The following is a 20,530-nucleotide window of genomic DNA, read 5'->3' on the forward strand; positions in this document are numbered from 1 at the left end:
ATCCTTGTTCCTACATTATATCATCAGAAAGGGACTTTTTTCGTCCCTTTTTAAATATTATATTTTCGTATAGTTTCCATAATATTTTGCTTATTAATCTTATTCATAGAGTATTTCATGATGATATACACTAGAACATATACAAATATTATGGATAAAAGAATTGATAAAACAGGAAGTTCAAATGCATTATCAAATTTTATAGAAAAAGCTTTATGAATTGCAAAAGAACCCAGTACCCCTAACAAAATCCCAAAGAATAATGATTTTGAACAATAGAATAAAGTTTCCAAATTTATCATTCTGTTAAATTCCTTTTTCGTCATACCAATGCTTTTCATCATTGCGAATTCTTTTTGACGTAATTCCAAATTTGAAGTAATTGTATTAAAAATATTCGTTACCCCAATCAAAGTAATAACACCTATAAAACCATATAAGAAAACACAGGCAACAAAACCTAATATTTTTTCATTTTTCATAGTTTCTTCTAAATTTACAATTATAAAGCTATCATTTATTTCTTTAATTTCCTCTACTGTTTTTTGTGTGTTTTTTGATTGTAATACGATTTGCGAATATATTGTGTTTATAGATGGAAACTGCTGTCTTTCTAAAATTACATACGTAGTATAAGTAGACTCAAGACCTTTTGGTGGAATCATAGTAGCATGTGCTATTTCTATCTGCATAGGCTTTCCTAAATATGTTCCTTTTATCTTATCTCCTTTTTGATAATCAAATCCTCTGCATTCTGCAGAATCATCACACATCTGTCTATCCCAAAGAATCGCTTTCTTCTTTATATCTTCATATTTTAGATTCAATTGATCTGCATATCTTACAAAAGAAGTATGATCCAGCAATGCAATCGTGAAAGGGTAAGAATTTGTTTTTTTACCATTTTCATCTGTTGTTTCCGACATATATGGTTTCATAAATTCCTTCATTTTATGATCATCCGATACTTCTAAAACATCTTCTGCCAAAAATAACAATGAATAGCTTTCTATATCTTCCAATTGCAGGATATTATCAATAAAGTCCTGGTTACTATCACTAGCCTCTACAGAAATATTATAACCATACGCGTATTTCTTAGCACTTATTTTTAAAGTTTCAGATATAAAGCCTGACATAGAAATAAAAGTGAAAATACTAATGGTTAAGGAAATAATCGTTGTTCTATATTTCTTTTTACTTCTTTTTAAATTTTTATATGCCAGAACCCCACCTGTTTTAAATACTGTTTTAATAATCTTCGGTGTCTTTAATTTCTTTGCATTTATTTTTATTTCTGTGTTTCCTCTTAACTGTTCCATTGGACTTACTTTCGCTACTTTTCTAGCTGATGAAATAGCAGAAAAATAAATGGTAACAATTCCTAATAAAATAGAAATTATAATAGATAGATAGGAAACTGAAAACGATATTCCACTTGAAAAGATATATCCCTCTAAAAGCTGATTCACGATGTTTAGTAAAACATAAACTGCACTTATGCCACCTATAACGCCAATAGGTATTCCAATAAGTCCTAATAATACCCCTTCAAACAATACACTTCTTTTAATTTGTTTTTTGGTTGCACCTATACTTGCCAGCATTCCATACATTTGAATCTTTTCAGTAGTAGAAATTACAAAGGAGTTTCGAATGCAGAATACACTTGTTGTAATGATAATCGCTATTATAATGCTAATAACAGCATAAAACATTGTAATCGTTGAATCTGAAAATGCAAAAATTTCCCATCTTAACAGCTCATAATTAACTTCATATTCAAAAGGCGTTTTACCTATATATTCATATTCTTTGTCTAAATCAAATCCTAATATTTGACTTATAGATTCTTTATAATTTATAGGATCATTTAATGAAATACAAGCAACGTGCTGATTCGTTTGTATTCCATTTGTAACAAAAGAATATCCCGCATCATTCTTATATGCAAGGGGTCTTAATGCCTGATCATTATTGGACATAATTCCTACAATGGTAAACTCTTTTTTCATGTCTGTTTTAATTGTTTCTTCAAAAATCTTGCGCACCCCATTAGCATCATACATCCATTCTAATGGTTCATATTCATATCCAGATGGAATAACTTCATTTCCAGCATAACGATTTCCAATAGATAACGTAATCTTATCTCCTATTTTATAGATAGAAGCAACATCTTCACTTACAACGATTTCTGTATCATCTTTAGGATATGTTCCCTTAAGCAATGTAAGTCCCATATTCTTAAAAGACTGTTTATCTAAAGAATATATATGTGCATAAGGTTTATCTTTACGAAATACTGTATCTAGTTTTGCATATCCTGCATCATTGATAACATTTACGTCTTTGATATCTCTGTTTTGTTTAAATATCTTTATATTTTCATCTGTAGCATTTTTAATTTTTAAATGTGTATAACCCGTATCTGCAATGGTAGCATCTATTAACGTTTGTCGAAAACTTACTGCTAATGTTGCGACTGCACATAGCAAGGATACAGCCAATACAATTCCAACAATAGTACCAATCGTTCTTTTTTTATTTAACTTTATATTCTTATAAGATATCTTGTTTAGAGTTTTCATGCACTATAACTCCTTCACAATTCTTCCATCTTCAATTTGAATAATTCGATCGGCACATTTAGCAATCTCCATATCATGTGTAATCATAATAATCGTTTGCTTATAATCTTTATTTGATTTTTTTAATAACATTAAGATTTCATCACTAGATTTTGAATCAAGATTTCCTGTAGGCTCATCTGCCAATATAACAGATGGATGTGTAACCAATGCACGACCAATGGATGCTCTTTGTTGCTGACCTCCAGACAATTCATTTGGTAAATGTGTTTTTCTGTTTTCTAAGCCTAAATGTTTGATGAGTTCATTTAGCTCTTTTTCATCAACTTTTCTACCATCTAAATCTAGAGGAAGCGTCATATTTTCTACTACATTTAAAATTGGTATTAAATTATAAAACTGATAAATTAAACCAACTTGCCTTCTTCTAAATATAGCAAGTTTGTCGTCATTAAAACTATAAATGTCTTTCCCTGAAATAAAGACTTTACCACTTGTTGGCTTATCGACTCCTCCAAGTAAATGTAACAGTGTCGATTTTCCTGAACCTGAAGCGCCTACCACAGCTACAAACTCCCCTTTTTCAACAGAAAAAGAAACATTGTCTAAAGCCACTACTTTAGTGCTGTCTTTTCCATATACTTTTGATAAATTTTCCACTTTTAAAATTTCCATAAAAACTTCCTTTCTTTGATTTTCGGATAGATTATAACAACTTTATGTGACAGCTAAGTGACTATTCATATTATTTATGTTTTACATAGTAAATTATACAGCAAACACTATTACATTCCTGCCCCTTTTATTTTTTCAAGCAATTTCAACAAAAATATCTTCTTTTCTACTTTTTTTATGATTTTTTCTATGTTTTTTTGTATTTTTACCTGTTTGTTTCGTATAAGTTAGTGAACAGGGTAATGTATACCTTGTATATCACGATATCGGTATAGACAAACAATATTCATATTTTTATAATGAAGATGAATATGTATCATCTTTCCGATATCGTAAAAAAGAAAGGAAATAGGTGATGCGTATGTCAAATCTGGATATTTTATCCAGAGATTTCTGGAAGGACAACAGGCGTTTTGCGGATTTATTCAACACGGTCTTATACGATGGAAAACAGGTCATTCTTCCTGAAAAACTGATGGAGGCAGACAGCAATCTGTCAGGAAACATTCAGACAAAAAAGAAGGAAGATGTCTTTGTTGAAAGAAGGGCAGATCTAATTAGAAAGTTTGCAGGGGACAGTGAATATGCTATCTTCCTGCTGGAAAATCAAAGCCATATCCATTATGGGATGCCTTTGCGGGTAATGATGTATGATGCCTTAGGGTATCGTGAAGAATGTGCAAAGAAGAAAAGAGAAAACAAAAAGAATGCAGTTTATGCAAACAGGGATGAATTCCTGTCAGGAATGCGAAAAGAAGAAAGAATCCATCCTGTATTTACCTTGGTAGTATATTATGGGGAAAAGCCATGGGATGGACCAAGAAGACTGAAAGATATGATGGTGGATATGCCAAAATGGATGGAGAAAAGCTTCAGCGACTATTCAATGAATCTGCTGGAAATACGGTCAAGTGAACATGCATTTCGAAACGAGGATGTAAGCAGGCTTGTTTATATGATCCAGCACATCTACAGAAAACAGATAGAAGAGATGAAAAAAGAATGTGCAGATGTGTATGTAAAAAAAGATGTCATAAAGCTGGCAGGAGTTATAACAGAAAATGAAGAAATCATAAAGTATGCGGAAGAACATAAAGAAGAGGAGGTACTTAATATGTGTGAAGCAACGAAACAGTGGGAAGAAAAAATAAGAAATGATATTATCAACATGATGGGAGTAAGAAAAGAAGGAGAAGAAAATCTTGCACCTGAAGAAGCAATTGAAAGATTAAAACTAAAAGAAAAAACAGAAGGTGAAACAAAAGGAAAGGCTGAAGGTATTCTTGAAGGAAGAGAAAATGAAAAAATAGAAATAGCAGAGAAAATGAAGGAAAAAGGATATTCTACAAAAGAAATAGAAGAACTAACAGGAATCCTTCTACATTAGAATTACATCGAAATAGCCTTGTAGAGACTATCTAGCTCCTTTTTTTGAAAGTGTAAAATAAAGTGTGTAAGTTATTGGTAATATCACTTATGCACTTTATTTTTACTTTATTGAGCAATACACTAAACGAAAGGATTATGAGCACAGAAATTATGGCAACATAATAAAGCAAGCATGGCAATCGCCAAAGCAATCATTGATGAATATCAACCTCGTAACGAAGAAGATATACAAGATGCCTTTAAAGATATTTTTGAACCTGTGTTTGAAGCAATGCTTCAGCCTGCATTGTATCAATGTAAATTCAATCTAATGAATTCACTGAAGAAACAGCAAAGGACTTGCTCTTTTCAATTTTCTTTATATCTTTAATATAAATAAGCGTCTTGCTAAATCCATAATAGAAATTAAAACCTTCATCATACAGTTCAACATACTTTCTAAATAAAACAGAAATCCAAATAATATAAACCACATAGTAGATAGCCCAAATCACAAGAAAACATCAGCTATAAAGTTTTTCATTATTAAGAAATAAGACAAGAGGAATAACGTTATACACCCTAAACAAAAGCAGAAACGGGAATATAAAAAAAGATGTGTAAATAGTTGAAAACAGGTAAGAATGTGAAAGTAAAACAAACTTACAAGGAGGAAATCAACATGAACACATCTTTTATTTCGACAAAACAAATCAGGGATCTGGTTAATGAGCAAAAGTTTACATCTACTCAAGATATTATGAACTGTATGAAAGGAATGTTTGCAGATGTTTTGGAACAAACTCTGCAGGCTGAAATGGATCAGCATTTGGGTTATAATCATGCGGAAAGAAGAAATGATGAAGGAGAAAAAAACTATCGTAATGGCTCTGTTAAAAGGACGATGAAGACGCAGTTAGGCGAAGTGGAAATCAACGTTCCAAGAGATCGCAACGGTGAATTTGAACCTCAGATTATCAGTAAATATCAACGCAATACAGACGGCATAGAAGATCGTATTTTATCTCTTTATGCTGCTGGTATGTCAACCCGTGATATCAAGGAACAAATCAAAGGTCTCTATGATGTAGAAATTTCAGAGGGCCTGGTAAGCAAGATAAGTGAACGTATTCTTCCTGAAGTGACGCAATGGCAGAACCGACCTTTAGAGGCATATTATCCTTTTGTTTTTATGGATGCCATTCATTATAAGATACGTGAAGATCACCAGATAGTAACAAAAGCAGCTTATGTCATTTTAGGAATCAACAATGAAGGAATCAAGGAAGTACTGGGATTGTGGGTAGGTGCAAGTGAATCCGCTAAATACTGGATGGGAGTATTAAATGAGCTGAAGAGCAGAGGGGTACAGAATGTTTCTCTATTCTGTGTAGATGGACTTGCAGGGTTTAGAGAAGCAATCACAGCTGTATATCCAAAAGCAAGAATACAGCGCTGTATCATCCACCAGATTCGCAACAGTACTCGCTTTGTAAGCTATAAGCACATCAAGGAATTCATGAAAGATCTGAAGATGGTATATCAGGCAAATACGGAAGAACAAGCAATCGGTCAGTTAGGAATTTTCAAAGAAAAATGGGGCAAATACTATCCAATGGCTGTACATAGCTGGGAAGATAACTGGGACATACTAAGCACGTATTTTGATTATCCGGTGGAAATCAGAAAAATCATATACACAACAAATGCAATTGAAGGATTAAATCGACAATTTAGAAAAGTAACAAAAACGAAGAATGTATTTCCAAATGATGATAGCTTGAGAAAAATGCTGTATCTGGCAATACAAAATCTGAGCAGCAGATGGACCCAAAGATGTCGTAACTGGGACATAATACAGAATCAGCTAATGATAATGGATGGAATACAAGCATAGGATTGTAATAATTAAATTATAAAAAGTCAGTATAAAATCCAAATAATTGGGTATACTGACTAATAGATAAAAACAAAGATGCATAGACAATATTCGACTTTCACAAATCGAACTATGTCAAAAATTACTTACACATGATATTTCACATTCTCGCAGAAACCACCAAGCATTCTTCCCTTGAAATCTTTCCATCTTCTCATCTTCTATGTTTTATTATGTAACAAAACAAACAATATTTATAAATATATTTTATCAAGAATCTACATATTTTATCATTAACATCTTTTCTTCTTTCAACATTTCTTTAATCATACTATTCTTTCTTATCATGATCATATTTTAGAAAAGCTTATGTTCTTCTTTCATATATCAAATCTACGATACCATTATAATTTTTCGTAGCTTTTAATGTCAGTTTTTGGTTAATATCTATGTTTTCAAAAAGACGAATACCTTTTCCTAATAATATTGGAATTACCGATATATAATATTGATCGATCTTATCTGCATTCATTAGCTGCTGTGCTATGTTTGCCCCACCGCATATCCAGATTCCTTTTCCTTCTTCCTGCAACAAATCATCTACAAGTTTTACAGGACTTTTCGAAACAAACTTGATGTTATCATGAGATTCTTTTTGCTTTGATGTAATAATGTAACTGTTCAAATCTGCATACATCCATTCATTCGGTGAGATTTCGCTGATTAGTTGATGATATGTTGTCCACCCCATGATAACACTATCTATATTCTTTATAAATTCATAATAGGAAATCATATCATCTTTATTCGATGATTCTCCTTGCAGCCAATCTACTCCACCTTGCTGATCTGCAATATATCCATCTAAACTCATTGCGATAAATAATGTAACTTTTCTCATAACCTACCTCTGTTTCTTATTAACCCACTCTAGCAAAACTTGTACTTAAGTATATCATTAATCGTTTAAAGAGAAAAGTGATTAACCTTTCTTTTCAACTCTTGTTATTCTTGTCTTCAAGATGTTGTAAAAGACCAAAACCTATCGCTTCACTAACTTCTTTTTGTCCTTTCCGACTATTTAGATATGTAAAATCATTAGGATCACTAATAAAACCAGCATCAATAAGCATAGATGGAACAGGGTTGTTATCAATAACATATAATTGCCCACTTTCTCTTGTATTTTTTATCCCCCTGTTTTTTGTATAATTTAACGATGTTAAACTACTTTCAATTTTCTTTACCAAAGCAGCGATATCCTTGTTTCTATTATCCGTATATATTTCAAATCCAGAGGCTCCATCATTATACTTACTGGAATTCATATGAATTGATATAAAGTAATCGGCATCTGCACGTTCAGCTACTTTAATTCTTCTTTTCAAATCCTTTACTTGACTTGTAAATGTAATATTATCATCTTCTCTGGTATATACTACATGAATTTCTCGCTTTGTTAAGTAGTCCCCCCCCAATCATTTTTGTTATAGATAAATTCATATGTTTTTCATACACCTGATTTTCACTGCGACTTCCAGCATACATTGCCCCATCTCCAGCATCTAAAACAACTGTATCCTCATACACAGATACCTCTTCTTTCAAGTTCTTTGTCCTTCTGTGTAGTAAACAATGCTTGATCATTCACCTTGATACTGCAACCTTTGTTTTTCTATATACATCTGTTGTAAACACAATACATAGGACAACAAGCACCCCTATGACAATGCGAAACTTTATAGAGATACGTCTTGTTTTAATACATTTCACATTTATCACCCTTTTCTATTGTTCAATTCCCATCACTTCGTAACTGAAAGCATCCATCGTAACCTCTGTTTTATCATTTAACGCTTCCACTTATGTAAAAAATGAGAATGCAGATAGTGATTTATCTACATTCCCATTTTAATTATTATTTTTTAATCTAATACTCTTTTTCTATCCTTCATTATACTTTAAAAGCATGTTTCAACATCTCTATAAATTTTGCAGTTGCAGTAGAAAAGTTTTGATGTTTTTTCCAAACCAAAACACTTCCTGTTTCTAAGACAGGTGAAAAAGGACGAAAACATACATTACGATTATTTGCTGTAATAAGACTTTCTAAAGTAATTCCATATCCTAACCCTTCTTCAATCATCGTTATGGCATTATGAAACAAATTAATTGTTGCTACTTCATCAAGCTTATCATACGTATCCCCAAACCAGTTTTCAATTTCTTCTTTTACAAGTTTTCGACTAGAACCAATAATTTTTTTCCCAATTAAATCTTCTTGTGTAATCACTTCTTTGCTTGCTAATGGATCATGGATTGGCATGACAATTCCCCATCTGTCTTTTTCCTTCATACGAATAAATTCAAAGTTACTGATTTCAACAGGTACACTTAACAAGGCTATGTCAATCAATCCATTGTTAATCCTTTCTTTGATATCATCTGCAGTACCGCTAAAAACATTAAACTTAACTCCTGGGTATTTTTGAGAAAAATCTTTCATCACAGATGCCAGCAGACGAAAAGCTTCCATTTCTCCACTTCCAATAAATATCTCTCCTGAAATATTTTCTGTATCTTCCATTATTTCTTTTTCGGTTTTATTAGCTAGATCCAAAAGTTCTTCCGCTCTTCTTCTTAACAGCATTCCTTCACTTGTCAATTCAATGCGATGGGTTCCTCTAACCAGCAGTTGTTTACCGAGTTCTTTTTCCATCTGCATCAGCTGTCTTGACAAAGTGGGCTGTGTAATATGCAGGGCTTCTGCAGCTTTTGTAATATTTTGTTCTCTTGCAACCGTTAGAAAATATTGCAATACACGAAGTTCAAACATAGAATTCACCTCTTTTATTGTATTCTCTTTATATAATAAAAGAAGAAAAGGAAAATGTCTAATACCTATAAACCATTTCTTATCATGCCTTTAAAGTATAAGGCAGTAACCACTAGATTACTGCCCTGTTTTTATTCTTCACTTAAACCGTTGTTTTTAATAACTTCCTGATACCAGTAAAAACTGTCTTTTTTTATACGAGCCATGTTCTTTAAATCTTTTTCATCACGATTCACATATACAAAACCATATCGTTTTCCATATCCCTGATGTGTACTAACTAGATCTATAAAAGACCATGGACAATATCCTATCAATTCCACACCATCGCTAATCGCAAGCTGTGCCTGATGAAAATGACGTTTTAAATAATCAATGCGATAAGGATCATGAACGCAACCATCTTCTGTAAGTTTATCTTTTGCGCCTAACCCATTTTCTGTGATTAACATTGGCAAATGATAGCGATCATAAATACGACGCAAAGTAACACGCATTCCAATAGAATCAATCAGCCAGCCAAATTGTGTTTCTTCTAAATAATTATTTTTCGCTGCTCTGTAGACACCTTCTTCACCAATCATGACCTGCTGATCTCCATTTCTTGGCTGACAATCGGTCCCATCATTTCGAGCTTCACTGACCGTTGCTGTTGCATAGTAATTTACCCCTATAAAATCTGGTTTTGCTTTCGCAATGATTTCCATATCTCCATCTTCTATCACTGGTGTATAGCCTTTTTCTTCCATATATACCCAGGCAATGGAATTATATCTGCCATGAACCGCAACATCTAAATACAGCCAGCAGCGAATACTTTCCCAATTATCTGCCGCAATCACATCTGCCGGATTGCATTTTTCAGGATAAATCGCCGTAATGTTAGGCGCTGGACCAATTTTTCCATTGCTTACCATTTCATGACATAGAATGGTTGCTTTTGCGGCTGCCACAAACATATTGTGGCATTGCTGGTACAATTCCTTTTTTGTAGGAATACGGCCTGGATTCATCGCATTCGGATGATTGATCATAACATTTTGTTCATTGATGGTTAGCCAATATTTTACTCTGTCCCCATAGGTTTCAAATAGTATCTTTGCATATTTTACAAATGCATCAATGGTATTGCGGCTGCACCATCCGCCTTTTTCATGCAATTTCAATGGCAGATCAAAGTGATACATGGTTACCACTGGTTCAATTCCATAAGAAACCAGTTCATCAATCAATTCATTATAAAACTGAATGCCTTTTTCATTAACTTCTCCATCTCCATCAGGAAGAATACGTGTCCAGGCAATTGAAAATCGATATGCTTTCATTCCCATCTCTGCCATAAGTTTCACATCTTCTTTCATGTGATGATAATGATCACTGGCAACCTTGAAATCCGCAATATCTTTTGGTTCATGCAAGTCTTGAACGGATAAACCTTTTCCATCTTCCTTATATGCACCTTCTACCTGATACGCAGATGTGGAAGCTCCCCATAAGAAACCTTCTGGAAATGCTTTTAATTGTTTATAGAACATATGAATTCCTCCTTATTTATGCTTTCAGCTTCAACAACTGTTCTCCATTTTTAATATCGCCTTCATGAAGAGCAGTAATCTTCTGATAGGATGCAGTATTTGTTACAACCACCATGACTTGCGTTGCGTATCCAGCATCTTTTATTTTCTCAGGTTCAAATGTCACCAGTTTTTGACCTGCTTTTATCTGTTCTCCCTGTTTTACAAAGGATTCAAAATATTGCCCATTTAATTCCACCGTATTAATTCCAATATGTATAAGTACTTCTGCCCCGTTTGGTGAAACCAAACCAATCGCATGTTTGGTAGGGAATAATGTTACGATGGTTCCATCAAATGGAGCTACAGCTACTCCATCACTTGGTTCAATAACAACGCCATCCCCCAATGCTTTGGATGCGAACACTTCATCATCTGCCTCACTCAAATGTAACACTTTACCAGCTACTGGTGCCATGATGATTTTTTCATCAGCTGTTGTTATTTCTTTCTCTTCAGCAGTATCGCTGTCTTTCTTTTCAAAACGTAAACTTAATACAAAAGTGATAATTGCGGTTGCGATGATACTAATGGCGATAGCAATGATAATATTGATAAAACAAGTCATAGAGTTATCACCAATGTAAAGCAATACAGCCGGCAAGCCAGAAGATCCAGTCGCAAAACGGTGTGTCTGTGTTAACCCTGCATATAAACCACCAAGTCCTCCACCAATCATGGCAGAAATCAATGGATATTTCTTTGGCAGATTCACCCCATATAAAATTGGCTCTGTAATTCCCATATAAGCGGTGATAGAACCAGATGCTGCAGTTTGACGAGTATTTTTATCTCTTGTTCGCAGCGCAACAACAAGACCTGCGGTAGCCTGTGCCATGTTGGAACAAACACAGCCTGGACCAAAGATGCTGTCATAGCCAAGATTTGACATCTGCATAACACCAAGAGGTGCAACCCCATTGTGAAGTCCAAACATAACCATAATTGGCAAGAATCCCCCAATTAATACAGCTGGTGCCCAGCTGGCATTTGTACTTAAAAATTCAAAGAAGGTTGCCAGATAACCACCCAGTACACTTCCAATAGGACCTAATACAGAGAATGCCAATGTACCCATGATCAGGAAGGTACACATTGGTACAAATACTAAATTCACTGATTTTGGTATCCAGCGATTTAAGAATTTTTCTACATAAGCCTGAACAAAAACAATTAATATAATAGGAATTACACTAGAAGTATAAGTAGCTAATGTAAAAGGGATAACTCCAAAGAAATGGACAGGTTCTCCTGCAGTGACTAACGCTGTCCAGTTAGGATGCATCATCATTGCTGCAACACCAGCCGCTAAGATTGGATTGCATTTTAATTTTTGAGCTTCTGTGAAAGCTAATAACATTGGCAAAAAGAAGAAGACCCCATCCGCAAACAAATTTAATAAATAATATGTTTGAGAATCTGTTGTGATGATCTTGAATACAACAAGCAAGGCTAAAACTGCTTTTACCATACCAGCACCAGATAAGGCTGGAATGATTGGCTGGAACGTACCTGCAACAAAATCAATAACAGTAGTTACGATTCCTTTCTTCTCACTTTCCTGCTGTGTTTTATTTGATTTGATATCAACAAATTTTTCAATTTCTTCAAATACTTCTGCAACATGTGTTCCAATAACAACCTGAAAAACACCTGCATTGATTAAAACTTTTGTGACACCATTTAAATCTTCTAAGCCTTTTTGATCCGCCTTGGATTCATCAACTAATTTAAAACGTAAACGTGTTTGACAATGATAAACATCACTGATGTTTGCTTTTCCACCGACTCTATCAACGATTTGCTGAGCAAATCCCTCATATTTTTTACTCATGATTTCTCCTCCATTTTTATCAAAATATCCAGAAACAAAGCAAACTACAAATTTGTGTGACCGGTACAAATTTACTTTTATTTCTTGTTACGCCCATAATTTAACATGTAACAAAAAGCGCTTTCAAGCGTTTTTAGAATTACGAAAATAAGTTTTACATTCCCATTTATTATTCCTGTTATTCATGAAATTTAATGAAACTTTTCTTGTTTAAAAAGGCTTATTCTCTAACATCTATTAGAAAATAAGCCTTTATTATTCATCTTTCATACTTTTTAATACTGCCCATCGACTTGACTCCAAAATCTTTGAATTTTGCAGTTTATATAAATTATTATCTTGATAATGTTTCGCAAAATAACAGGAAAACAACACATTAAAAATATATTGCAGGGATTCTTCGGTCGCAAAGTTTGATATTTTTGTATAAAGTCTTTCTTTTGATGACATCGTTAAGACACAATCTAACTCTTTTCTCATATAGTTATCTCCACCGCTGGTAATTCCTATTACACTTACCTTGTTTTCTAGTAACGTTGGAATATAACACATTGGCTCTGCGTGTTCATTATTACCTGAATAGGATATCATTATGGCACAGTCATCTTCCGTTAAAGTATTGGAAATAATTCCCATTTCTCCCAGTTTTGCGATATCTACCTGTTTTTTGATCGTAATCATTTTTCTTCGAAACAATTCCCCAATAAAAATATTAGGACTTAATCCAAAGATAATGATATGTTTTGCTTTTATTAGATAATGTACAGCCTTTTCCAGCATTTCAACATCTAACAAATCTGCACTATCCTGGATACTTTCTATCTGTACTTTTTTTATACTGTCAATAATTTCATTTACAGAGCTTTTCGCATCAAAAGGATAATTAACATCTGCATCTGCTTTATGCTGTTCAAGATACTTCATTTCAGAAATAAATGCCTTCATAAATTCTTTCCAGCCATCAAACCCCAATGTTTTCGCAAAGCGAACAACCGTTGCCTTTGATGTATAACTATACTCTGCAATTTGATTGATCGTATACTTATGTAAATTTGACTGTTCATGTAACACAAATTCTCCAACCGCATAACGTGCATCATGGTACTCCATCATAAGCTCTTCTATTTTCTGTAACAAAAACAAAACACTCACCTCACTCTACACATAGTATACAGGAAAAAGCTAGAAACTCTAGCCTTTCTTTTATCTATCATTGTTTTAGTTATTCTTATCTTTCTCAATACAATACTTTAAATAATCCATTCTGGCGATTTGACGTTCTTTAAAATGAATATCATTCAATACCTCGCCCCTTTTTTTATTTAACATATCTAAACGCTCACGCTCTGTATCTTCATCCGATAATAATAGGCGCATATAAGTTTCTACTTCATTTACATCAAATCCCATATCATGCAAAGACATAATTGTGCTTAATCGCTCTAAATCCGTATCATCATACTGCCATGCGCCCATAACTTTTTTCACTGCACCGCAAAGTCCCCAGCTTTCATATTCATTTAAAATAGATATAGGAATCTGGTAACGTTTGCTTGCTTCTTCTTTTGTCATTTTATCACCTTTTTACTTTCTATACATATAAGATTACTGTTCAAATGTTATACCATGCAATCGATAAACTTCAGCTAAATCTGTAATATTTAAAATAAGTGGTATTTCTTTATCCATTGTTTGAATTGTCTGTAAATCCTCTTGCGTTAAAGAAAAATCATGGATAGCATAATTCTGTTTTATTCTATCCTCATGTACAGATTTAGGAATAGCAATGATATGATTTTGATATAGCCATCGAAGAATTACCTGTGCATTGCTTTTATTGTATTTTTTACCAATTGTACACAATGTTTCATTATGAAAAATATCAAGATTTCCTTGTGCAAATGGTGCCCATGCCATGATTTGTATATCATACTTATCACAAATGTTTTGTAACTTCTTTTGCTGATAAAAAGGATGGAATTCAATTTGATTTACCATTGGTTTTATTTCATGACTTAAAAGCAAATCAACAAGACGATCTTCCAGAAAGTTACATACTCCTATGGCCTTTATTTTTCCTTGTCGATATAATTCTTCCATTGCTCTCCAGCTTCCATGATAATCTCCATAAGGCATATGAATCAGGTATAGATCGATATAATCCGTTTTCAAGTTCTCTAATGTTTTTTCAAACGATTTCATCGTCTTTTTATACCCACTATCTTGAATCCAAACTTTAGAAGCAATACATATCTCATTTCGTGCTATCCCACTATTTGCGATTGCATTTCCAACTGCTTTTTCATTTCCATAACATGCTGCAGTATCTATAAATCGATAACCTGCTTTAAGTGCATTACCTACGCTTTCTTCACATTGTTTTAAATCTGTAATTTGAAAAACGCCAAAACCCTGTAAGGGCAATTTATATCCATTATTCAACGTTACTGTTTCCATATTCTCACATCTTTCTATACATCTGTTTTAATAACTGTATCACGTTCACAAACTTGTTTATTATCAAAAATAATCTGTTTTATACCCTTTGCCTTGATTGTCCCTGACTTTGGATTTTTGATACTATCAATTTCATTTAAAACCGTTGCATGAACACCACTCAACTCAAAAGCTAAATCCGTTTGTTCCATGGTACAATCTTCCAAAACTAAATTTTCACAATAGCATAATGGCTGCGTACCTATGATTCTGCAACGTACCAATTTTAAGTTTTTAGAATACCAGCCTAAGTATTCTCCTTGAATCACAGAATCATAAACCGTAACATTTTCACTATGCCAAAAAGCATCTTTGGTATCTAAGACCGAATTTCTTATTTCCATATTCTTTACATACTGAAAAGAGTATTTACCTTTCATATGCAAAGAGTGAATCTTCACATCTTCACATTCAAAAAAAGGATACTGTGAATCCAGCGTACATTCTTGAATATTTACATTTCTGCATTTCCAAGCAAACTCCAAAGAATATATTTTACTATGCTTAACAGAAACTAAGTCACATTCTCTTAAAGCCTTGATTCCTTTCATTTCACAATGATCAATTTCAATACCTTTATCATACCAAAGTGCCGCTCTGCAGGAAGCACTCATTTTACTATTAAATATTTTCGTATAATCTGCATGCCAAAGAGGATAACGTAAATTAAAATAACAATTTTTAATAATATTATTAGAAGTTTCCTTTAATGCAGATTCTCCATCCTGTACACCATCAAAATCACAATCTAAAATTTCACTTTCACTTATTCCATACAAAGCACGCTCTTCATCAAATTTTTGTTTATAATACTGCATGTCCTTCCTCCTTACCTAGACTTATTTTAAATTACATACTAGTGAAAGTAAAATACTTAAAAAACACGTACCTCTATGCTTAAAAAGCATAATTAATTTATACGCAACAAAATGTAGCGTGCATTCTCATCATCAAATTGTTAAAATAATATTCAAAAAAAGCAACATAAAAACTAGATTTTCATATTGCCCTTTACTATATAAACTTTTACTTCCATACAATCTTTATAGAAGCTATATTATTTTTTATTTCCTGATATTGCTCTTGATGAAGCGATTGCACATAGATTCTTAAATACCTCATCCACTCGCTATCTTCTTCTATTCCATATTCTAATAAATCATCAAGATCTGTATAACTACTATCCATAATTATGCATTTTAATAAGATAGAAAAAGAGAGTAAGTCTAACGAACGAAAATATTGTAAATATTCATCTTCAAAAAATACTGCATTTTCTAATAAATCAATCATATCATATATCTGTAATTGATTCCGTTGTAATAATTCTATTTTATCCTTTACAGTTATATTTGCTTGTAATTGTTCTATCATTTCTGAAAAATTAATATCCGAATATTTCTTCATAAAAAATGTATGCAGCTGTTCATCCTGTTTCTTTTTATAAACCAAAATATCTACATCAAGAAAAGTAAAATCCATAAAGTTTTTCACCCATATATCCTGAAACATCATAAAATATTCCTTTGTTTCTTTATCTGTAAAAGATAAAATAGCTTCCATAGCTGTATGTACAATCGTTTCTACGGACTTTGTATTTTTCAATTTTTCTTTAAGATACTTCACCTGTGTTTCGCTTAATAAAAGTGAAAGTCTTTGATGAAGTATATAGGAAGCAATCGCCTGATTCATACATATTTCGCTTAAATTAATAAATACTTCTGAAACAGAAATATTTCTTATGGATTTAAAAAGTTGACAAAATTCTGCATACTCTTTTTGAAACAACATACAAAAGGATATTTCCATGTCTACTCTTTTTAAATAATAAAAGACCAAATCACTTCCTTTTAAATCATACATTTGATGAAGCACAGGTAATCCATCTAAAAGCGGATAGCTAAGATCTTCTTTTATTCTGCTATAATACAATTCAAAATTGTATGAATTCCATGCACTTAAAATAGAAGGTATTTCCTTTTTTATAAGATACTTCATAAAATCATTAGGAAAGTAAACTGCCTGCATTTTTATCTTCTCAAACAAATCCTTTATCTCCACTATCTCATTTTGTATTACTTTAACACCAGTATATAAAACATCTTTTAAAGCTGTTGTCTGTAAAAGGTATTCTTTATTTTTATAGGATGCATATCCATGTACGAAAATATAATCTATCGCTTCTATGATCCATGTATAATTTCCAAAACTAATTGATGTACTGTTTCCATGATTAAAATTTAAAACTCTCTTTTGTATAATCAAATCTAATTCATGTGAAAGTTGCCATAATCTTTGCTTTGTAAGATAACCTTGTGCATAAAGATTTTTCAAAGTAATTTCTAATGTTTCATCCTTTTTACTAATAAGATCGTTCATTTTTCCCACTCATTTCTTTTCTTTTTCCAATCTTCTTCTACACGAGTGAACAAGCTTTCTATTCCCATTCCAGACAGCATTGTATATTGGTTTATAATAGATGCAAGCAGCTGTTGGTCACGAACCTTATTGGTAAGTTTTTTTCGCATCCGATAGTAAATAGATATTACCTTTTTTAAAATATCTAAATAGTTTCCTTCATGAAGATAACCTGTAGATAATAGTGTATAAGCAATCGTTTCAATTTTCTTTTTATCTGTTTCCACCCACTCCAGTTTTCTGCATAACTTTGCTTGATAGTCTTGTAAAACATTAAAATCTTCATTTGTTATTGTTATATTTTGTACTGTTATTTCTTGTGAATTCTGTTCCATAACACGTATCTGCTGCTTCATTTTTTCACCTCAAGGCGTATTGTAAATAAGGAAATCAGAAAATACAAGACTGGAAAAAATCAGTAAAATATGGTATTATATAAACAGAAATTAAGATATTATTTAACACATGTTGCTTATTTCATGTGTTTTTTTATTCACATAAAAAACTGTATAAAAGCCAAAGCCTCTATACAGTATGTATTAGATATCCATCATCATTTTAATAATCTCATCATCGGTTGTTTTCATTCCATCTCTGGCAATATGACCAACACCTTCTATTGTTTTTTCAATGTTGGAATTAACAATTCCTTCTCCACAGTAAAATTCTTTGTTTTCTTTTGCCATCATACAACCCATGATTCCCGCATCTACTGCAGATGCAATTTTAGCAGCACAGCTTGGCTTTGCTCCATCACATAAAATTCCACTTGTAATAGCAAGTGTATTTACAATCGTGTGACATACTCTGGAATAATCCCCACCTAAAAGGTAAGATATTCCTGCTCCTGCTCCAGCCCCTGCACTAACCGCTCCACAATAAGCAGATAAGCGGCCAATAAATTTCTTTTGATACAAGGTAGATAAATTTGATAAAACCAATGCACGAAGCAATTTTTCATGTGAGCAGTTATATTCCTTTGCATAAACAATGACTGGTAAAGAAGCACTCATTCCCTGATTGCCACTTCCTGAGCAAATCACAACTGGCAGTTCACACCCACTCATTCTGGCATCACTTCCTGCCGCTGCCATTGCTCTGGCACGTACCTGTACACTATCTCCATACGTCTTTATCAACACATTCGCAATATCTGCACCATAGCCTTTTTTCAATCCTTCTTGTGCAATTGCCATATTACAAGAAATCTGCCGTTCTAAAACTTCCCTAACATCTTCAATATCCACACTTTCCGCAAACTCATAGATAGATTTCATTTGTAAAAGCTGATAACGTTCGTCATCGCTGCCATACGTTTCTTCCTTCTTAAAAATGATTTCTCCATCTTTTTCAATGTAGACAACGTTCACATGTTCATTTTGTATTTTTACCTTTGCCTCATGCTCTGCATTACGCAAAACAATCATAATCTGCAAAGCACAGTTCCCCTTCTCATGAAATACACGAATATCCTTTGTTTCTAAAAAAACATCTAGCTCTTTTAACTGTTCCTCATTTACATGAGATATAACTTCTAAAAGAAGATCGCTGTTTCCTGCTACAACACCTATTGCAGCTGCAGCTTTTAATCCTTTTTTTCCATTCGTATTAGGAACGGTTACACTTTTTACATTTTTAATAATATTCCCACTGGCATGAATCTCTACTTCTTCAACATCTCCAATCAGATGTTTTCTTGCCAATGCAGATGCATATGCAATCGCAATCGGTTCTGTACATCCCATTGCTAAAACCAATTCCTTCTTTAAAATTTCTACATATGCCTGATAAATAGGATCTTCTTTTCTCACACTATTTCCTCCCATACTTCCTGTTTTTTAAGTATATCATATTCTTATACACACAATCTAGCGTTTCAAATACAAAAAAAGCCTTTTACAAGACTTCTTTTTATTCTATAGGTTTCTGATAAAAACGCCCTTCCAAATACTCTGTTTTAGTAACATTCACAAAGGAGGTTGGATCAATTTCACGAATGCGGTTGATAAGTGCTTTAGCTCCAGAATTTTCAATTACTGTGTAAAGCATCGTAACATCTTTTCCATAATATGTACCTTGTCCTTCAAAACGAGTAACACCATGATGTGTTGTATTTTGAATTTCTTCAATCACGATATCCGGATGTCCTGTAATGATCAATAACGTCAATTTTTTATATCGTGTATGAACTGTATTTACGATTTGTGTTGAACAAAACTGGAAAATAATAGAGTATAGTGCTTTATCCCATCCAAATAAATAGCCTGCTACAACAAGCATAATTGCATTCATTGCCAGTACATAATTCCATGCGGGCTGATTTGTTTTCTGTGAAATGCCCATAGCGATAAAATCAGTTCCGCCACTGCTTGCATTTCCTTTTAAAGCAATTCCTAAGGCACTTCCCTGTAAAATTCCTCCAAAAACAGTAATCAGCAAGATATCTTCCGTAATATTCATTACTGGAAGGATATCTACAAATATACCTGTTAACACAATCATGATACAAGAATAAATAGTAAACTTCTTCCCTACGATTTTAAAACCAATATAAGCAGGTATCGCATTTAATAAAATATTCACCAAAGAATAAGAAACTTCTATTCCTGCATAAGTAGAAAAGCAGCGTTGAATCAATACGGTTAATCCTGTAAAACCACCTGGAAATAATCCTCCAGCATCAATAAAAGTATTAATATTTACAGCACATAAAAACGATGCAATTATCACACAAAGCAAAGTAATAAAATCTTTTTTACTTACTTCCATTTTCATGGATGTCATCCCCTTTAAAATTAACATGCATATTATACTATGTTTTCTACAGTATGCAAGGAAATTTTTTTTGTCTTTGTCATA

At 32.9% G+C, this 20,530-nt stretch carries 20 protein-coding genes; 3 read left to right on the plus strand and 17 right to left on the minus strand.

The features are described 5' to 3' along the window. Positions 1-50: 50 nt before the first annotated feature. Together A9CBEGH2_RS05080 and A9CBEGH2_RS05085 are read right to left on the minus strand one after the other, a co-directional pair. On the minus strand, positions 51-2,591 hold the full coding sequence (locus A9CBEGH2_RS05080) for an ABC transporter permease (protein ID WP_115715114.1): 2,541 nt from the start codon (positions 2,589-2,591) through the stop codon (positions 51-53). Positions 2,592-2,594: 3 nt separating this feature from the next. Next, complete coding sequence (locus A9CBEGH2_RS05085) at positions 2,595-3,266, minus strand: ABC transporter ATP-binding protein (protein WP_118278007.1); 672 nt, start codon at positions 3,264-3,266, stop codon at positions 2,595-2,597. Positions 3,267-3,627: 361 nt separating this feature from the next. On the opposite strand from A9CBEGH2_RS05085, the gene A9CBEGH2_RS05090 reads away from it, so the two are divergent. Then, positions 3,628-4,653, plus strand: a complete 1,026-nt coding sequence (locus A9CBEGH2_RS05090; RefSeq protein WP_163104385.1) for an Rpn family recombination-promoting nuclease/putative transposase — start codon at positions 3,628-3,630, stop codon at positions 4,651-4,653. 174 nt (positions 4,654-4,827) lie between these two features. Further along, positions 4,828-5,025 (plus strand): hypothetical protein, encoded by a 198-nt coding sequence (locus tag A9CBEGH2_RS05095; RefSeq protein WP_163051180.1) that lies wholly within the window; start codon positions 4,828-4,830, stop codon positions 5,023-5,025. On the opposite strand, the gene A9CBEGH2_RS12670 is transcribed toward A9CBEGH2_RS05095, so the two are convergent. After that, on the minus strand, positions 4,958-5,149 hold the full coding sequence (locus A9CBEGH2_RS12670) for a PH domain-containing protein (protein ID WP_115715174.1): 192 nt from the start codon (positions 5,147-5,149) through the stop codon (positions 4,958-4,960). The genes A9CBEGH2_RS05095 and A9CBEGH2_RS12670 overlap by 68 nt on opposite strands. 167 nt (positions 5,150-5,316) lie before the next feature. Between A9CBEGH2_RS12670 and A9CBEGH2_RS05105 the strand changes: the two genes are divergently transcribed. After that, positions 5,317-6,531 carry an IS256 family transposase gene (locus A9CBEGH2_RS05105; protein WP_115715175.1) on the plus strand — a complete coding sequence of 405 codons (1,215 nt, stop codon included), beginning with the start codon at positions 5,317-5,319 and terminating at the stop codon, positions 6,529-6,531. Between the two features lie 349 nt (positions 6,532-6,880). Here A9CBEGH2_RS05105 and A9CBEGH2_RS05110 read toward each other — a convergent pair whose 3' ends face one another. The 14 genes from A9CBEGH2_RS05110 to A9CBEGH2_RS05175 form a co-directional block, all read right to left on the minus strand. Further along, a complete protein-coding gene (locus A9CBEGH2_RS05110; RefSeq protein ID WP_115715176.1) occupies positions 6,881-7,414 on the minus strand; it encodes a dihydrofolate reductase family protein in 534 nt (177 codons plus the stop codon). A gap of 94 nt (positions 7,415-7,508) precedes the next feature. After that, a complete protein-coding gene (locus tag A9CBEGH2_RS05115; RefSeq protein WP_118277467.1) occupies positions 7,509-7,991 on the minus strand; it encodes an N-acetylmuramoyl-L-alanine amidase in 483 nt (160 codons plus the stop codon). Next, positions 7,933-8,121: a hypothetical protein gene (locus A9CBEGH2_RS05120; protein WP_158572262.1), complete on the minus strand. Its 189-nt coding sequence runs from the start codon at positions 8,119-8,121 to the stop codon at positions 7,933-7,935. The genes A9CBEGH2_RS05115 and A9CBEGH2_RS05120 overlap by 59 nt, the downstream gene beginning before the upstream one ends. A 346-nt stretch (positions 8,122-8,467) precedes the next feature. Further along, positions 8,468-9,349 carry a LysR family transcriptional regulator gene (locus A9CBEGH2_RS05125; RefSeq protein ID WP_163104387.1) on the minus strand — a complete coding sequence of 294 codons (882 nt, stop codon included), beginning with the start codon at positions 9,347-9,349 and terminating at the stop codon, positions 8,468-8,470. Between the two features lie 131 nt (positions 9,350-9,480). Continuing rightward, entirely contained in the window at positions 9,481-10,884 is a 1,404-nt protein-coding gene (locus A9CBEGH2_RS05130) for a glycoside hydrolase family 1 protein (RefSeq protein WP_118277468.1), read from the minus strand. 16 nt (positions 10,885-10,900) lie between these two features. Further along, positions 10,901-12,757 (minus strand): beta-glucoside-specific PTS transporter subunit IIABC, encoded by a 1,857-nt coding sequence (locus A9CBEGH2_RS05135; protein ID WP_163104389.1) that lies wholly within the window; start codon positions 12,755-12,757, stop codon positions 10,901-10,903. Between the two features lie 255 nt (positions 12,758-13,012). Then, a complete protein-coding gene (locus tag A9CBEGH2_RS05140) occupies positions 13,013-13,894 on the minus strand; it encodes a MurR/RpiR family transcriptional regulator (protein ID WP_232057316.1) in 882 nt (293 codons plus the stop codon). An 81-nt stretch (positions 13,895-13,975) separates the two neighbouring features. After that, a complete protein-coding gene (locus A9CBEGH2_RS05145) occupies positions 13,976-14,329 on the minus strand; it encodes a MerR family transcriptional regulator (RefSeq protein WP_115715182.1) in 354 nt (117 codons plus the stop codon). 33 nt (positions 14,330-14,362) lie between these two features. Further along, positions 14,363-15,214 (minus strand): aldo/keto reductase, encoded by an 852-nt coding sequence (locus A9CBEGH2_RS05150; RefSeq protein ID WP_118277470.1) that lies wholly within the window; start codon positions 15,212-15,214, stop codon positions 14,363-14,365. A 14-nt stretch (positions 15,215-15,228) separates the two neighbouring features. After that, complete coding sequence (locus A9CBEGH2_RS05155; protein WP_118277471.1) at positions 15,229-16,071, minus strand: DUF3737 family protein; 843 nt, start codon at positions 16,069-16,071, stop codon at positions 15,229-15,231. A gap of 208 nt (positions 16,072-16,279) precedes the next feature. Continuing rightward, a complete protein-coding gene (locus A9CBEGH2_RS05160; protein WP_118277472.1) occupies positions 16,280-17,632 on the minus strand; it encodes a DUF6179 domain-containing protein in 1,353 nt (450 codons plus the stop codon). Continuing rightward, a complete protein-coding gene (locus A9CBEGH2_RS05165; RefSeq protein WP_118277473.1) occupies positions 17,629-18,027 on the minus strand; it encodes a DUF6323 family protein in 399 nt (132 codons plus the stop codon). Before A9CBEGH2_RS05165 ends, A9CBEGH2_RS05160 begins: the two co-directional genes overlap by 4 nt. Before the next feature lie 183 nt (positions 18,028-18,210). Then, positions 18,211-19,482, minus strand: coding sequence for an L-cysteine desulfidase family protein (locus tag A9CBEGH2_RS05170; RefSeq protein ID WP_115715191.1), 1,272 nt, complete (start codon positions 19,480-19,482; stop codon positions 18,211-18,213). A 100-nt stretch (positions 19,483-19,582) separates the two neighbouring features. Then, the gene (locus A9CBEGH2_RS05175; RefSeq protein WP_115715192.1) at positions 19,583-20,446 is read right to left on the minus strand and encodes a YitT family protein; all 864 of its coding nucleotides are present in this window, start codon (positions 20,444-20,446) and stop codon (positions 19,583-19,585) included. Positions 20,447-20,530: the final 84 nt, after the last annotated feature.

It is taken from the genome of Amedibacterium intestinale, from assembly GCF_010537335.1.
Taxonomy (GTDB): Bacteria; Bacillota_I; Bacilli_A; order Erysipelotrichales; family Erysipelotrichaceae; genus Amedibacterium; species Amedibacterium intestinale.